General features: G+C 72.8%; 12 protein-coding genes. 10 read left to right on the top strand and 2 right to left on the bottom strand.

The features are described from left to right. Nucleotides 1-16: 16 nt before the first annotated feature. The 3 genes from polA to rpsA all read left to right on the top strand — a co-directional run bounded on the left by polA (nt 17) and on the right by rpsA (nt 5,176). Nucleotides 17-2,758, top strand: coding sequence for a DNA polymerase I (polA, locus tag BUE45_RS10395; protein ID WP_073378158.1), 2,742 nt, complete (start codon nt 17-19; stop codon nt 2,756-2,758). A 23-nt stretch (nt 2,759-2,781) separates the two neighbouring features. Continuing rightward, complete coding sequence (gene arfB / locus BUE45_RS10390; protein ID WP_073378156.1) at nt 2,782-3,225, top strand: alternative ribosome rescue aminoacyl-tRNA hydrolase ArfB; 444 nt, start codon at nt 2,782-2,784, stop codon at nt 3,223-3,225. A gap of 460 nt (nt 3,226-3,685) precedes the next feature. Then, on the top strand, nt 3,686-5,176 hold the full coding sequence (rpsA, locus tag BUE45_RS10385; protein ID WP_073378154.1) for a 30S ribosomal protein S1: 1,491 nt from the start codon (nt 3,686-3,688) through the stop codon (nt 5,174-5,176). Nucleotides 5,177-5,300: 124 nt separating this feature from the next. On the opposite strand, the gene BUE45_RS10380 is transcribed toward rpsA, so the two are convergent. Further along, entirely contained in the window at nt 5,301-5,666 is a 366-nt protein-coding gene (locus tag BUE45_RS10380) for an iron chaperone (RefSeq protein WP_073378152.1), read from the bottom strand. An 85-nt stretch (nt 5,667-5,751) separates the two neighbouring features. Between BUE45_RS10380 and BUE45_RS10375 the strand changes: the two genes are divergently transcribed. Next, on the top strand, nt 5,752-6,240 hold the full coding sequence (locus BUE45_RS10375; RefSeq protein WP_073378150.1) for a GNAT family N-acetyltransferase: 489 nt from the start codon (nt 5,752-5,754) through the stop codon (nt 6,238-6,240). A gap of 476 nt (nt 6,241-6,716) precedes the next feature. Beyond that, complete coding sequence (coaE, locus tag BUE45_RS10370; protein ID WP_073378148.1) at nt 6,717-7,319, top strand: dephospho-CoA kinase; 603 nt, start codon at nt 6,717-6,719, stop codon at nt 7,317-7,319. Between the two features lie 32 nt (nt 7,320-7,351). On the opposite strand, the gene BUE45_RS10365 is transcribed toward coaE, so the two are convergent. Next, nucleotides 7,352-8,563 carry a hypothetical protein gene (locus BUE45_RS10365; RefSeq protein ID WP_245832961.1) on the bottom strand — a complete coding sequence of 404 codons (1,212 nt, stop codon included), beginning with the start codon at nt 8,561-8,563 and terminating at the stop codon, nt 7,352-7,354. Between the two features lie 218 nt (nt 8,564-8,781). Here BUE45_RS10365 and uvrB point away from each other — a divergent pair, with 218 nt between their 5' ends. From uvrB to BUE45_RS10340, 5 genes are all read left to right on the top strand, one after another. Next, on the top strand, nt 8,782-10,878 hold the full coding sequence (uvrB, locus tag BUE45_RS10360; RefSeq protein WP_073378146.1) for an excinuclease ABC subunit UvrB: 2,097 nt from the start codon (nt 8,782-8,784) through the stop codon (nt 10,876-10,878). A gap of 147 nt (nt 10,879-11,025) precedes the next feature. Beyond that, complete coding sequence (locus BUE45_RS10355; RefSeq protein WP_084737106.1) at nt 11,026-11,460, top strand: DUF3060 domain-containing protein; 435 nt, start codon at nt 11,026-11,028, stop codon at nt 11,458-11,460. A 291-nt stretch (nt 11,461-11,751) separates the two neighbouring features. Next, entirely contained in the window at nt 11,752-12,747 is a 996-nt protein-coding gene (locus BUE45_RS10350; protein WP_073378141.1) for a GNAT family N-acetyltransferase, read from the top strand. Between the two features lie 78 nt (nt 12,748-12,825). Next, nucleotides 12,826-13,749 carry a hydroxymethylglutaryl-CoA lyase gene (locus BUE45_RS10345; RefSeq protein WP_073378139.1) on the top strand — a complete coding sequence of 308 codons (924 nt, stop codon included), beginning with the start codon at nt 12,826-12,828 and terminating at the stop codon, nt 13,747-13,749. A gap of 483 nt (nt 13,750-14,232) precedes the next feature. Further along, nucleotides 14,233-15,873 carry a CTP synthase gene (locus tag BUE45_RS10340; protein ID WP_073378137.1) on the top strand — a complete coding sequence of 547 codons (1,641 nt, stop codon included), beginning with the start codon at nt 14,233-14,235 and terminating at the stop codon, nt 15,871-15,873.

Here is a 15,873-nt window from a genome sequence, read left to right as displayed (position 1 = left end):
ATCCTAGGATTCACCTGTGGTGACCAATCGTGAGACCCCCGAGACATCGAAGGCCCGCCTACTTCTCCTGGACGGCCACTCGATGGCCTTCCGCGCGTTCTTCGCGCTGCCGGCGGAGAAGTTCGGCACCAGCACCGGGCAGTCGACCAACGCCGTGTACGGCTTCGCATCGATGCTGGTGAAGCTGCTCAGAGACGAGGAGCCCACCCACGTCGCGGTGGCGTGGGACCTGTCGGGGCCCACGTTCCGCCACGAGGAGTACGCCGAGTACAAGGACGGGCGGTCCGAGACGCCGCCGGAGTTCCCCTCGCAGGTGCCGCTCACCCAGGAGCTGATGCGCCTCATCGGGGTGCCCAACCTGTCCTCGCCGGGCTTCGAGGCCGACGACGTCATCGCGACGCTGGCCCGCGTGGGCGGTGAGGCGGGTGCGGAGGTGCTCATCGCCTCCGGCGACCGGGACGCGTTCCAGCTGGTCACCGAGTCGTGCACGGTGCTGTACCCGGGCAAGAGCCTGTCGGACCTGCGCCGGATGGACCCGGCCGCGGTCGAGGAGAAGTACGGGGTGACCCCGCCGCGGTACCGCGACCTCGCGGCGCTGGTGGGGGAGAAGGCCGACAACCTGCCGGGCGTGCCCGGGGTGGGTCCCAAGACCGCGGCCAAGTGGATCGCCAAGTACGGGTCGCTGGAGTCGCTGGTCGAGCACATCGACGAGATCGGCGGCAAGGCGGGCCAGAACCTGCGCGACCACCTGGACGACGTGCTGCGCAACCAGCGGCTCAACCTGCTGGCCACCGACGTCGACCTGGGCGTGGGCCTGGACGACCTGCTGCTGGGCCGGACGGACCGGGCGGGGGTGGACGCCCTGTTCGACAACCTGGAGTTCGCCTCCAGCCTGCGCGAGCGCCTGTACGCGGTGGTGAACCTGGATGGGGCCGAGGCCCCCGTGCCCGCCGCGGAGGCGGTCGAGGTCGACGTGACGGTGGCCGGGACGGGGGAGTTGGCGGCGTGGCTGGCCGAGCACGCCTCGGCCGACGACGTGACCGCCGCGGCCCCCGCCGGGCTGTTCCTGGACGGGGTGTGGGGCGCCGGTACCGGCCGGGTGGACGGGCTGTCGGTCGCGGTGGCCTCCGGCGCGGCCGTGGCGGTGGACCCCGCGCGGCTGGACGCCGCGGACACCGAGGCGCTGGCGGGGTTCCTGGCCGACCCTGAGCGGCCGGTCGCGGTGCACGAGTACAAGGGCGCGCTGCTGGCGCTGGGCGCCCAGGGCTGGGACCTGGGCGGGGTGGTGAGCGACACCGCGCTGGCCGCGTACCTGGTGCAGCCGGGCCAGCGCCGCTTCGACCTGGTGGACCTGTGCCGCAAGTACCTGGGGCGGGAGCTGGAAGAGGAGTCCTCCGGCGACCAGCTGGCCCTGGACCTGGACGGTGGGGAGGCCGAGGGCGCCTCGGGCCGCTGGCACGCCCTGGCGGTCCGGGCGGCCGCCGTCCGCGACCTGGCCGGCGTGCTGGCGGCCGAGGTCGACAAGCGCGGCGGCGCGCACCTGCTGAGCGGTGTGGAGCTGCCGCTGGTGCCGGTGCTGGCGCGCCTGGAGCGGGCGGGCATCGCGGCGGACCGCGCCTACCTGGAGGAGTTGCAGGGCGAGTTCGCGTCGGCGGCGCGGGCGGCGGTGGAGCGGGCGCACGAGATCGTGGGCCGGGAGTTCAACCTGGGGTCGCCCAAGCAGCTCCAGCAGGTGCTCTTCGAGGACCTGGGGCTGCCCCGGACCAAGAAGATCAAGACGGGGTACACGACCGACGCCGACGCGCTGACGTGGCTGGCGGCCCAGTCCGACAACGAGCTGCCGGGCGTGCTGCTGCACCACCGCGACCAGACCAAGCTGCGCACGACGGTCGAGGGGCTCATCAAGACGGTCGCCGACGACGGGCGCATCCACACGACGTTCAACCAGACGGTGGCGGCGACGGGCCGGCTCAGCTCCACCGACCCCAACCTCCAGAACATCCCGGTGCGCACCGACGTGGGGCGGCGCATCCGGCGGGCGTTCGTGGTGGGGGAGGGCTACCAGGAGCTGCTCACCGCCGACTACAGCCAGATCGAGCTGCGGATCATGGCGCACCTGTCGCAGGAGCAGGCGCTGATCGACGCGTTCAACAGCGGCTACGACTTCCACGCCCAGATGGGGGCGCAGGTGTTCGGCCGGGCCGTGGACGAGGTCACCGGCGAGGACCGGTCGCGGATCAAGGCCATGAGCTACGGCCTGGCGTACGGGCTGAGCGCGTACGGGCTCTCGCAGCAGCTGGGGATCTCCCCGGAGGAGGCGAAGAAGCTCATGGAGGACTACTTCGCGGAGTTCGGCGGGGTGCGCGACTACCTGAACGCGGTGGTGGAGGAGGCCCGCAAGGTCGGCTACACCGAGACCATCCTGGGCCGCCGCCGGTACCTGCCGGACCTGACGAGCGACAACCGCCAGCGCCGGGAGATGGCCGAGCGGATGGCGCTCAACGCGCCCATCCAGGGGTCGGCGGCCGACATCATCAAGGTGGCGATGCTCCAGGTGGACGCGGCGCTCACCGAGAGCGGGGCCGCCTCGCGGGTGCTGCTGCAGGTGCACGACGAACTCGTCGTGGAGATCGCGCCGGGCGAGCGCGAGGCGGTGGAAAACCTCGTGCGCCACGAGATGAGCAGCGCCTATGATCTGCGTGTCCCGCTGGCCGTGTCGGTCGGCGGCGGGCGCAGCTGGCACGACGCCGCGCACTAGGCGCGCAGGGAGGGGACGGTGGCATGAACGCGAGCACCGCCGGGGACGGCGGCCTGTCCGTGGGTTCGGTCACCGTTCCCGCCGACGCCCTGGTGTGGCGGTTCTCCCGCTCGTCGGGGCCGGGCGGGCAGCACGTGAACACCTCGGACACCCGGGTGTCGCTGTCGCTGGACGTGGCGGGGTGCGGCGCGCTGGGCCGGACCCGGCGCGAGCGGGCCCTGGAGCGGCTGTCGGGGCGGCTGGTGGGCGGTGTGCTGACGGTGTCGGTGCAGACGCACCGGTCGCAGGCGCGCAACCGCGCGCAGGCCCTGGAGCGGATGGCCGAGCTGTTGGCGGAGGCGACGGCGCCGCCGCCGCGGGAGCGCAGGGCGACCCGGCCGGGGCGTGCGGCGCGGCAGCGCCGGCTGGACGCGAAGAAGCGGCGCGGGGACGTCAAACGGTCACGTTCTCGTCCGCCGCTCGACTGACCGAAACCGGTACGGGGGGTGCCCGGTGATGCCGGGTGACCGTTTCAGTACGGACCGCACCGGCCGTTTCGGGGCCGCCGGAATGCCCGCTGTGCGGGGGTGTCGACCCAGTTCACGGGCGTCGGTATCGCCTAGTTGATCTTCCCCTGTGCACTCGGGTACATTGCCGCCATTGCGATCTTCGCCGGGTTGGCGCTTCGGGGTTCCGATTGACCAGGACGCCCTTGTCTCATATGCTGGCCGCAGCGTTGTGGGTCCGTGCGCCGTCTGATGTCCTCCGCCAGGAGGGCGGAGGGGCGGCACCACCAAGGTCCACTCTTCTGGACCCGGCGGTCGGTCGCTGCGGAAGGCTCCTTTCCGCGGTGGCACCGTTCCTCTCCTTCAGGACGATGGATCGGCGGGCTCGGATCTGCGGCGTGCCCATCTTCTGAATCTGTCCGTATCCGGAGTCCACCCACAAATGACGAGCAGCACCGAGGCCACCTCGACACCCCAGGTAGCGGTCAACGACATCGGGTCCGAGGAAGCCTTCCTCGCGGCGATCGACGAGACCATCAAGTACTTCAACGACGGTGACATTGTCGAGGGCACCATCGTGAAGGTCGATCGAGACGAGGTCTTGCTCGACATCGGCTACAAGACCGAGGGTGTGATCCCGTCACGGGAACTCTCGATCAAGCACGACGTCGACCCCGGTGAGGTCGTCGCCGTCGGCGACCAGGTCGAGGCCCTGGTCCTCCAGAAGGAGGACAAGGAAGGCCGTCTCATCCTGTCCAAGAAGCGCGCCCAGTACGAGCGCGCCTGGGGCACGATCGAGAAGATCAAGGAAGAGGACGGCGTCGTCACCGGCACCGTCATCGAGGTCGTCAAGGGTGGTCTCATCCTCGACATCGGCCTGCGCGGCTTCCTGCCCGCCTCCCTGGTCGAGATGCGCCGTGTCCGCGACCTGCAGCCGTACGTCGGCCGCGAGCTCGAGGCCAAGATCATCGAGCTGGACAAGAACCGCAACAACGTGGTCCTGTCCCGCCGCGCCTGGCTCGAGCAGACCCAGTCGGAGGTCCGCCAGACCTTCCTCAACACCCTCCAGAAGGGCCAGATCCGCAAGGGTGTGGTCTCCTCGATCGTCAACTTCGGTGCGTTCGTGGACCTGGGCGGCGTCGACGGCCTGGTGCACGTCTCCGAGCTGTCCTGGAAGCACATCGACCACCCGAGCGAGGTCGTCGAGGTGGGCCAGGAGGTCACCGTCGAGGTCCTGGACGTCGACATGGAGCGCGAGCGCGTCTCCCTGTCGCTGAAGGCGACCCAGGAGGACCCGTGGCAGCAGTTCGCCCGGACCCACCAGATCGGTCAGGTCGTCCCGGGTAAGGTCACCAAGCTCGTCCCGTTCGGCGCGTTCGTCCGCGTCGAGGAGGGCATCGAGGGCCTGGTCCACATCTCCGAGCTGGCCGAGCGCCACGTCGAGGTGCCCGAGCAGGTCGTCCAGGTCGGCACCGAGATCTTCGTCAAGATCATCGACATCGACCTCGACCGCCGCCGCATCAGCCTCTCGCTGAAGCAGGCCAACGAGAGCGTCTCCCCGGACCAGGTGGACTTCGACCCCACCCTGTACGGCATGGCCGCCGAGTACGACGAGCAGGGCAACTACAAGTACCCCGAGGGCTTCGACGCCGACACCGGCGAGTGGCTCGAGGGTTACGAGGCCCAGCGCGACGAGTGGGAGCGCAGCTACGCCGAGGCCCAGGCCCGGTTCGAGGCGCACCGCAAGCAGGTCGAGGAGGCCCGCGCGGCCGAGGCCGAGGCGGCCAACGCCCCGGCCGAGGCCGAGGAGGAGGACTACACCGGTGGGGCCCAGAGCTCCGGCGGCGGTTCCGACTCCGCCTCCAGCGGCGCCCTGGCCTCCGACGAGGCCCTGGCCGCCCTGCGCGAGAAGCTCGCCGGCGGCGAGGCCTGACCGGTTCGCGAGAGCCGTTGGGCCGGCCCCGTCCGCGGGAGCCGATAGCCGAGTGAAGGGCCGTCCCCTCCGGGGGGCGGCCCTTCGCCGTGTCCGGGGCCGTGCGCGGGCGAGAGGCGGCGGGTCAGTCGCCGGGGTCGGCCGCGACCGCGCGCAGCAGGTCCCGCAGCAGGGCGGTGTCCACCTTCTCCGGGCGGGAGAAGCGCAGGCACCCCTTGCCGGTGTCGTGCCCGGCCAGCCGGTCCGCGAAGGCCTCCCGCACCCGTGGGTGCAGGAGGTAGACCGAGATGTAGCGCTTCTGGGAGGCGAACGCCACCGCGACCTCCCGCTCCCCCCGCCGCCGGTAGGCGGGCATGCCGTACTCCATCGCCTCCTCGAACCCCGGCAGTTCGCGCCGGCACAGGTCCCGGATGGCCGTCAGCGCCTCCCGGCGCGTCTCGGGCAGCTCCGCCAGGTAGTCGTCGACACCGGTCGCCTTGCTCGTCACCATGTCCGCGACACTACGCCCCGGGGGTGACCGACGGGCTAGTCTCGTGCCGTGGCGCCCCGGCGGGCGGGGCGTGTGAGGAGTCGCCGTGTTCGAGATCCATCCGGCCGCCCCCGCCGACGCGGGGGAGATCCACACCCTCCAGCGGGCGGCGTTCGTCGACGAGGCGCAGGACTGCGGGGACCCGTTCATCCTGCCGCTCACCGAGACCCTGGAACGGATGGGCAAGCTCCTGGGCTCCCCGGACACCCTGGTGCTCAAGGCCGTCGAGGGGCACCGGATCGTCGGGTCGGTGCGCGCCCAGACCACCGGGACGACCGGGGTGGTGGGCCGCCTGGCGGTGGCGCCTGACCGGCGGCGGCGCGGGGTGGGCACGGCCCTGCTGGAGCGGGTGGAGGGCGAGCTGCGCGGGCGCCGCCCCGACCTGGCGGCGCTGACCCTGTTCACGGGGGCGCAGAGCGCGAGCGGCCAGCTCCTGTACCGGCGGGCGGGGTACGCGGTGACGCACCGGGAACGGGTCGCCGACCACCTGGTGATGGTGCACATGCGCAAGGAGCTGGCGGTGCCCGCGCCCTGAGGCTCCGCCCGGCCCCGCGGGACGAACGCCGCCCCGTGGGCCCCGTCGTCGCGGGTGCGTCCCCGGGGCCGGTGCGTGTCTCCCCGGTTGCGCTCGTTCGCTCCCGACCCCCTCGCAGGGCCCCGTGCGCCTCTGGCGTCCCGTGTCCCGCAGGCCCTCGTGGGTCCCCGGGGCCGTGCGGGTCTCGCTGTCGCCGGTGCGGTGCGGGCCGCCGTGCGGGTCTCGCTGTCGCCGGTGCGGTGCGGGCCGCCGGGCGGGTCCGGTCGCCCCGTGCGGCCGTCCGGTCCCGTGGGTACTGCCGTTTCGCGTGCCTTGCAGGGCCAGGCACAACCTCGTCCGCCCTCGGCGCCCCGCAAGCCGCCGTGCGGGCCCGGTCGTTCCGTGTGCGTCCTGCGGGTCCTGTGCGGTTCCGCCGCCTCGGTGCGTCCGCAAGGCCCGGGGCGCCGTACGGGCGGTGCGTTGCGTAGGGTCGTCGCATGCTGAAAGTGGGACTGACGGGGGGGATCGGCTCGGGCAAGAGCGCGGTCTCCGCGGAACTGGCCGGGTACGGCGCGGTGGTGGTCGACGCCGACGCGATCGCCCGCGAGGTGGTCGAACCGGGCACGCCGGGCCTGGCGGAGGTGGTCGGGGAGTTCGGCGCGGAGGTGCTCGCCCCGGACGGCTCCCTGGACCGGGCCCGGCTGGGGGAGATCGTGTTCGCCGACGAGGCGAGGCTGGCCCGGCTCAACGCCATCGTGCACCCGCTGGTGGGGGAGCGCAGCGCCGAGCTGATGGAGCTGGCGCGGGAGCGGGGTGCCCCGGTGCTGGTGTACGACGTGCCGCTGCTGGTGGAGAACGGCCTGGAGCCGCTGTACGACGTGGTGGTGGTCGTCGACACCCCCGACGAGGAGCGGGTGCGCCGGGTGGTCCGGACCCGCGGCATGGACCCGGAGCAGGTGCGGGCGCGCATCCGGGCGCAGGCCGACCGGGAGACCCGGCTGGCCGCGGCGGACCTGGTCGTGGACAACTCCGGTACCCGGGAGCAGCTCACCGAGCGGGTCGCGCGCCTGTGGGACGAACTGCTGTCCCGCGCGGCCTGAGCCCGCCCCGCGGGGCGGGCCCGCGCCGGGGTTCAGTCCTGCGCCGCCGCGGGGCCCGGGGCGGGCTCGGGGGCGGTGCAGGGGCGCGGCCGGGGGACGTCCAGGGGTCCGCGGGCGGCGTTCCCGGTCCCGGACCCGTCCGTCCCGGCCCCGGCCCCGGGGTGCAGCGCCGCCGACAGCGACGAGCCGGCGTCCACGGCCTCGCGCACCAGCTCCTCGCGGACGGAGTGGGCGGCCCGGACGCTGAGCAGGCTGTCGTCGATCTCGTCGGTCCGCATGGTCCCGCGCGCGGTGGTCAGGGCCAGGTCGGCGTACTCGGCGGCGCGGTCGGCGATCGCCTGGCACTGCTCCCACTCGCGGTGGGCGGTGACGGCGGCGCGAACGCGCCCGCCGTAGTCGGCCAGCACGCCGATGCGCTCGGCCAGGGCGGTGTGGGCGCGGGCGACCGCCTCCTCCTGGGGCTGGAGGGCGCGGGTGACCTGCCGGGAGACCGCCTCCCGCTTGCGCTGGAGCAGTTCGCGGCGGAGCGCGCGCAGCCGCAGCAGCTCCTGGGACATGCGCCACTCCTCCTCGCGGAGCAGGGGCAGGGTGGAGGCGGCGTCGAAGGACCCGCCCAGCACCCGGCCGCCCTCCTCGACGCGGTCGGTGGCCTGCTGTAGTCGGGCGAACAGGTGGGCCTCGGGCTCCTCGTGCCGGGTGGCGTGGCTGTAGGGGCGGCCGAAGTCCTCGGGCAGCACGTACCGGCGGCGGTTCTCCGAGGCCAGCCGGGGCAGCATGCCGGGGCGCATGACCGCGCCGGCCCCGCCTCCGGCGACGGCGAGGTAGAGGGCGGCGGCGGGGGCGCTGCCGGGGACGGCGGCGGCCAGCGGCTCCAGGGCGCCGCCCAGGAGCAGGTGGCCGGCCATGACGGCGGCGGTGGACACCGGCAGCGCCCAGAAGGCGTGCATGAGCAGGTCGGCCCAGTCGTCGGCGAGGGAGCCCCGGTCGGAGACCAGGTTCAGGACGGCGGCGGTGACGACGAGGCACAGTAGGGCGATGAGGGGCGTGGCCGCGCCGGGCACGAGCAGGGCGACCGCGGCCAGGGAGGTGCCGCCGGCGGCGGTGAGCGCGGCGCCGCGGCGCCAGGTGAGCCGTGCGGAGGGGCCCACCGAGTCGGGCAGGAGCCGCTCGGGGTGGGCGCGCAGGCGGGCGAGCGTCCGGGGCGGCAGGGTCGGGTCGAAGGTGGGTCGGCGGGGGTGGGACACGGCTGGCACCTCTATTCCGGGGGCGCGGTGCGCTGGTCTCGATGGTAACCCCGGGACGCCCGCCGGGTCAGGGGTCTCGGGGGCCCGGTCGGCCGTCCCGGGCGGGCGGGGGCGCGTGCGCCCGCGGGCCGCGGGATGTCCGGGGCGGTCGGTAGCGTTAGGTGGACGGGGACCCGTGTGCGGGGCCGGGTCCCGGGCGACGAGGGGAAGAGGGCGACGTGCGACCGGTCACCGAGATCAAGCGCAGCGAGAACCCGTTCGAGGTGGTCTCGGACATGCGTCCGGCGGGCGACCAGCCCAGGGCGATCGAGGAGATCGCGCGGCGGGTGGGCGGCGGCGACCCGCACACGGTGCTGCTGGGCGCGACGGGCACCGGCAAGACGGCGACGGTCGCCTGGTCGGTGGAGAAGCTGCAGCGCCCGACCCTGGTGATGCAGCCCAACAAGACGCTGGCCGCGCAGTTCGCCAACGAGCTGCGGCAGATGCTGCCGAACAACGCCGTCGAGTACTTCGTGTCGTACTACGACTACTACCAGCCCGAGGCGTACGTCCCGCAGAGCGATACCTACATCGAGAAGGACTCCTCGATCAACGACGAGGTGGAGCGGCTGCGCCACTCGGCGACCAACTCGCTGCTCACCCGCCGGGACACGATCGTGGTGGCGTCGGTGTCGTGCATCTACGGCCTGGGCACGCCGCAGGAGTACGTGGACCGGATGGCGCAGCTGCGGGTGGGCATGGAGGTGGACCGCGACGACCTGCTGCGCCGCCTGGTGGACATGCAGTACACCCGCAACGACGTGGCGTTCACGCGGGGCACGTTCCGGGTGCGCGGGGACACGGTCGAGATCATCCCGGTGTACGAGGAGCTGGCGATCCGCATCGAGATGTTCGGTGACGAGGTCGAGCGGCTGCTCACCCTGCACCCGCTGACGGGGGAGGTGCTGGGGGAGAGCGAGGAGATGTTCATCTTCCCGGCCTCGCACTACGTGGCGGGCGAGGAGCGCACGGCGCGGGCGGTGCGGACGATCGAGGAGGAGCTGGGCGAGCGGCTGGCGGAGATGGAGGGCCAGGGCAAGCTGCTGGAGGCGCAGCGGCTGCGCATGCGCACCACCCACGACCTGGAGATGATCCGGCAGCTGGGGACGTGCTCGGGGATCGAGAACTACTCGCGGCACTTCGACGAGCGCCCGCCGGGCAGCGCGCCCAACACGCTGTTGGACTACTTCCCCGACGACTTCCTGCTGGTGCTGGACGAGTCGCACGTGACGGTCCCGCAGATCGGGGCGATGTACGAGGGCGACGCGTCCCGCAAGCGGACCCTGGTGGACCACGGGTTCCGGCTGCCGTCGGCGCTGGACAACCGGCCGCTGAAGTGGGAGGAGTTCGTGAAGCGGATCGGGCAGTCGGTGTACCTGTCGGCGACGCCGGGCCGCTACGAGCTGCGCCAGAGCGGCGGCGACGTGGTGGAGCAGGTCATCCGGCCGACCGGCCTGGTGGACCCGGAGGTGCTGGTCAAGCCCACCGAGGGGCAGATCGACGACCTGGTGCACGAGATCCGGGTGCGGGCCGAGCGGTCCGAGCGGGTGCTGGTCACCACGCTCACGAAGAAGATGGCCGAGGACCTCACCGACTACTTCGCGGAGCTGGGCATCCGGGTGCGGTACCTGCACAGCGAGGTGGACACCCTGCGCCGGGTGGAGCTGCTGCGGGAGCTGCGGGTGGGCGAGTTCGACGTGCTGGTGGGCATCAACCTGCTGCGGGAGGGCCTGGACCTGCCGGAGGTGTCGCTGGTGGCCATCCTGGACGCCGACAAGGAGGGGTTCCTGCGGTCGGAGACCTCGCTGATCCAGACGATCGGCCGGGCGGCGCGCAACGTCGACGGCCAGGTGCACATGTACGCGGACAACGTCACCGACTCGATGCGGGCGGCGATCGACGAGACCACGCGGCGCCGGGACAAGCAGCTGGCGTACAACGCCGAGCACGGGATCGACCCGCAGCCGCTGCGCAAGCAGATCGCGGACATCCTGGACTCCCTGAACCGGGAGGACGTGGACACCGAGGCGCTGATGGCGAGCGGGTACCGCGGTGCGGGCTCGGCGGCCAAGGCGCCGGTGCCGGCGCTGGGCGAGCGGGGTGTGGACGCGGCGAACATGCCGCGGGCGGAGCTGGCGGGCCTCATCGACCAGCTGAGCGGTCAGATGCACCAGGCGGCGGCGGACCTGAGGTTCGAGCTGGCGGCCCGGCTGCGGGACGAGATCGGGGAGCTCAAGCGCGAATTGCGGGGTATGGACGCGGCCGGAACCCCCTGAGCCATGGGGCTTCGCGTCCCGCGAGGTCTCGGTGCGGATACGGTGACGCAACGATAGGGTCGCGCAGTTACCTCCGCGTGACATAATCTTGGTCTTGCGCAGGATGTATGTCGCAAATGCCGGGTGAAGCCGGGTGTGGGGGAAACGATGAGGGCTCGACTCCAGCTGGTCGCCTGCGGTGCCGTGCTGCTCGGCACCGTGCTGACCGGGTGCGGCCTGGCCTTCGGCCGCGAGCAGGTCGAGGGCCCCGACCTGCCCCCCGGGGCCGACGCCGTCACGATCCCCGAGGAGAACGTGGACGCCGACGATGTGATCATCGTCGTCGACGACGGCTCCGAGGTGCACGAGGAGTGCGGGGGTCGCGAGGTCGTGGTCTCGGCCGACGACGCCGTCGTGGTCCTCGACGGGACCTGCGGGGTGGTGCGCGCCACCGGCCGCGGGTCGACCGTCGACGTGGGCTCCGCCGACAAGATCGTGCTGGTCGGGGTGGACAACACGATCTCCTTCGCGGACGGCGAGCCCACGATCGTCAACCAGGGCCGCAACACCACCGTCGCCGAGGGCGGCGTCGCCCGCAAGTGATCCCCGGCGGCGGATCGCCGCCCCCGCGGTGTTTCCGTGTCGGTGGATTGACCGTCCCGCCGCCTGAGAGTGACCTTGGATCGGTTACGGTGGTCACCGTCCATATCCGCGTCAATGCGGATGGGTGACGACGGATCGGGCGGACGCCACCACCGAGTGTGAACTTTCGGTGTCGGTCGGCTGTACCGTTCCCCCGCCCGACTCTGAGACGGTACGGTCGATTCGTCCCGCTCGTCGTCGAGGCGGCACGACGGCGGGGTGGACACGTCAGACCCGCTGGGGGAGGGGTGGATGAGCGGTTATGTCGCCCGGGTGCGACATGATGAGTCGCCCGGGGGCGATGCGGGCCTCGATCCGCTGGTGCGGTCCGCCGCTCAGCGCTGGGCGGCCGCGGACCCCCTGCTGCCCGAACCGGTGAGCTTCGCCGCCGACTCCTATCCCCTGCTGACCGTCAGCGACGAGGACGGCCGCACGGTCGCCGCGGGCGCCATGCACTACACCTGGTACCAGCCCGGCGAGGTCGGCCGGATCTGGGGCGTGCCCGACCAGCACTGGCTGACCCCCATCGTCGGCGGCCCCGACCCCTCCCGCGCCCTGGACTCCCTGCTCACCAGCTGGCGCGACCAGCTGGAGGACCTGCCCACCGGCACCGGCTCGGAGTCGGCCGCCCTGGTGAGCTGGCCCTCCCGCGACGTGTGCGGGGTCATCCCGCTCCAGCGCCACGGCCTGCAGCCCTACACCGTGCTCGCCGCCCGCCAGCGCCGCCGGGGCGTGCCCCCGTCGCTGCCGCCGCGCGACGTCACCATCCGGCTGGCCGACCGCAGCGACCTCACCCAGGTGGTGGGGCTGCTCATGGAGGAGCACCGCTACGAGCAGCACTTCGGCGGCGTGTTCCTCCAGCCCGACACCGCCGAGCAGACCCGCAAGGTGGCGGCCCGCGCCCTGGAGCGCTCCCGCTCCTGGATCTGGCTGGCCGAGCGCCGCGGACGCGCCGTGGGCCTGCTGTGGGTGTCCCCGCCCGAGCGGTCCCGCTGGGCCAAGTCGCTGGTCCGGGCCCGCCCCATCGCGCACATCGGCTACGGGGTCGTCACCGCCGCCGAGCGCGGCAACGGCATCGGCACCGCCCTGGTCGGCCAGGCCCACCAGGCGCTGGACAGCCACGGCGTGGGCGTCTCGGTGCTCAACTACGCGGCGATGAACCCCCTGTCGGGCCCGTTCTGGAACCGCATGGGCTACCGCCCCGTGTGGACGACCTGGGAGATCCGCCCCGCCCTCGCCCTGCGCTGACCGGCCCCGCCGCCGGGGCGCGCGGGGCCGCTGGGCTAGCCTGTGCGCGAACGCAGGGACGGGTGGAGGGGGAACACCATGGCCGTGGACGACCGGGGGCCGGCGGGCGCGGAGCACGTCGAGATCGTCGAGGTGGGACCGCGCGACGGGTTGCAGAACGAGGCGAAGGTGCTCTCGGTCGACGACCGGATCGCGATGATCGACCGGGCCGCCGACGCGGGCCTGCGCCGCATCGAGGCGGTCAGCTTCGTCAACCCCAGGCGGGTCCCGCAGATGGCCGGGGCCGAGGAGATCATGAAGGGCGTCCGGCGCGGCCCGGACGTCTCCCACATCGGTCTGGTCCTCAACCGGCGCGGGCTGGACCGCGCGGTGGAGGCCGCGGTGTCCGAGGTGAACGTGGCGGTCCCCGCCACCGACGGGTTCAGCGTCCGCAACCAGGGCAGCACCGTCGACGCGATGCTCGACACCCTGGCCGACATCGACCGCGCCCTGGAGGGCACCGGCATCCCGCTGAGCGTCACCGTGTCGACGGCGTTCGGCTGCCCCTTCGACGGCGAGGTGTCCACGGAGCGGGTGGTGGAGGTGGTGCGGCGCATCGCCGACACCTCGGCGGTGGAGATCGCGCTGGCCGACACGATCGGGGTGGGCGTGCCCGGCCAGGTCACCGAGCTGGTGGGCGCGGTGGCCGCGGTCGTCGGCGGGCGTGCCCTGCGCTGCCACTTCCACAACACCCGCAACACCGGGTACGCCAACGCCTGGGCCGCCGCACAGGCGGGGGTGCGGGTGCTGGACTCCAGCGTCGGCGGGTTCGGCGGCTGCCCGTTCGCCCCGGCCGCGACCGGCAACATCGCCACCGAGGACCTGCTGTACCTGCTGCACCGCAGCGGCCTGCACACCGGTGTCAGCCTGTCGGCGGCGGCCGCCCTGGGCGACTGGACGGGCGCGCGCCTGGACAAGGAGCCCCCCGCCTACCTGGGCCGCGCCGGGGACTTCCCCGCCTGAGCCCGGCCCCGTACGGCCCCGCGCACCCGGTCTCCGGGGCGCGGGGCCGTTCCCGTCGGCGCCGCCCGGGCCGGCCGCGCCGCGTCCGGCGGGCCGACCGGGCGCGAGGTGCGTGTGTGACGGGTGGGGCGGGTGTGATCCAGCGTGTGGCGTTCGTCGCGCTCGGTGGCCCCCGCGCCGCACCGCGGGCGGCCCGTGCGGGCCCGCACGGCGGGCGCCCGCGGCGCGGTGACGCACGCGACACGGGGCCCTGCCCGGACGCGCGTTCCCGTGGTCGCAGGGATCGGCGCAGGTCGAGGTGGGAACAGGGAGCCCGCGAGGGGCGTTCAGCGGATGTGGTTCCGCGGGGGCCTGTTATCCTGGTGCCCCGTGGATGTCCGGGCGGACCGAGCGATGATCCACCGCCTCGGAACCGGACCGCCGCACGGCCGCTCTTGCCTCGTCCGAGCCCGCCGTAGCCACTCAACCCACGGGAGCAACACTTTGGCATCCGCCGCGAGTACCAAGCACCTTTTCGTTACTGGCGGCGTCGCCTCCAGTCTCGGCAAAGGCCTCACCGCCTCCAGCCTGGGACGGCTCCTGAAGTCGCGCGGTCTGCGGGTCACCATGCAGAAGCTGGACCCGTACCTCAACGTGGACCCCGGCACCATGAACCCCTTCCAGCACGGCGAGGTGTTCGTCACCGACGACGGCGCCGAGACCGACCTGGACGTGGGCCACTACGAGCGCTTCCTCGACACGGAGCTGTCGGCGACCGCCAACGTCACCACCGGGCAGATCTACTCCAGCGTCATCGCCAAGGAGCGGCAGGGCGCCTACCTCGGCGACACCGTGCAGGTCATCCCGCACATCACCAACGAGATCAAGTCGCGCATCTACGCGATGGACGACCCCGAGGTCGACATCGTCATCACCGAGATCGGCGGCACGGTCGGCGACATCGAGTCGCAGCCGTTCCTGGAGGCCGTCCGGCAGATCCGGCACGAGATCGGCCGCGACAACTGCTTCTTCCTGCACGTCTCGCTGATCCCCTTCCTGGGCCCCTCGGGCGAGATGAAGACCAAGCCGACCCAGCACTCGGTCGCCGCCCTGCGCAGCATCGGCATCCAGCCCGACGCGATCGTGTGCCGCTCGGACCGGCCCATCACGCAGAGCCTCAAGTCCAAGATCAGCCTCATGTGCGACGTGGACGAGGCGGGCGTGGTCTCCACCCCCGACGCCCCCTCCATCTACGACATCCCCAAGGTCCTGCACCGCGAGGGCCTGGACGCCTACGTCGTGCGCCGCCTGGGCATGCCCTTCCGCGACGTGGACTGGACCGAGTGGGACTCGCTGCTGCGCCGCGTGCACCAGCCCGACCACGAGGTCACCGTCGCCATGGTCGGCAAGTACATCGACCTGCCCGACGCCTACCTGTCGGTCAGCGAGGCGCTGCGCGCCGGCGGCTTCGCCACCGACACCCGGGTGAACATCCGCTGGGTGGCCAGCGACAACTGCGCCAGCCCCTCGGGCGCGGCGGCCGAGCTGGACGGCGTGGACGGCATCCTCATCCCCGGCGGGTTCGGGGTGCGCGGCATCGAGGGCAAGATCGGCGCCATCCGCTACGCCCGCGAGAACCGCGTCCCGCTGCTGGGCATCTGCCTGGGCCTGCAGGCGATCGTCATCGAGTACGCGCGCAACGTGCTGGGCCTGGAGGGCGCCAACAGCACCGAGTTCGACGACAAGGCCGCCGACCCGGTCATCGCCACCATGGCCGACCAGGAGGACGTGGTCTCCGGCGAGCGCGACATGGGCGGCACCATGCGCCTGGGCCTGTACCCGGCCGACCTGGCCGAGGGCTCCCTCGTCCGGGAGCTGTACGAGGGGCAGGGGCAGGCCTCCGAGCGCCACCGCCACCGGTTCGAGGTCAACAACGCCTACCGGCCCGAGCTGGAGGGCGCGGGTCTGGTGTTCTCCGGCCTGTCCCCGGATGGCAAGCTGGTGGAGTACGTCGAACTGCCCCGGGACGTCCACCCGTTCTACGTCGCCACGCAGGCGCACCCGGAACTGCGCTCCCGCCCCACCAAGGCCAACCCGATGTTCCGCGGCCTGATCGCGGCGGCCCTGGAGAACAAGAAGTCCTGA

This window comes from Nocardiopsis flavescens, from assembly GCF_900141985.1.
In the GTDB taxonomy this organism is placed as follows: Bacteria; Actinomycetota; Actinomycetes; order Streptosporangiales; family Streptosporangiaceae; genus Nocardiopsis; species Nocardiopsis flavescens.
This window is presented reverse-complemented; position numbering and strand designations above follow the sequence as displayed.

What these genes read in the sequence shown, in the direction of transcription:
- coaE (WP_073378148.1), top strand. Translation starts at nt 6,717, where the DNA reads ATGCTGAAAGTGGGACTGACGGGGGGGATCGGCTCGGGCAAGAGCGCG.
- BUE45_RS10345 (WP_073378139.1), top strand. Translation starts at nt 12,826, where the DNA reads ATGGCCGTGGACGACCGGGGGCCGGCGGGCGCGGAGCACGTCGAGATC.
- BUE45_RS10350 (WP_073378141.1), top strand. Translation starts at nt 11,752, where the DNA reads ATGAGCGGTTATGTCGCCCGGGTGCGACATGATGAGTCGCCCGGGGGC.
- BUE45_RS10355 (WP_084737106.1), top strand. Translation starts at nt 11,026, where the DNA reads ATGAGGGCTCGACTCCAGCTGGTCGCCTGCGGTGCCGTGCTGCTCGGC.
- rpsA (WP_073378154.1), top strand. Translation starts at nt 3,686, where the DNA reads ATGACGAGCAGCACCGAGGCCACCTCGACACCCCAGGTAGCGGTCAAC.
- BUE45_RS10380 (WP_073378152.1), bottom strand. Translation starts at nt 5,666, where the DNA reads ATGGTGACGAGCAAGGCGACCGGTGTCGACGACTACCTGGCGGAGCTG.
- arfB (WP_073378156.1), top strand. Translation starts at nt 2,782, where the DNA reads ATGAACGCGAGCACCGCCGGGGACGGCGGCCTGTCCGTGGGTTCGGTC.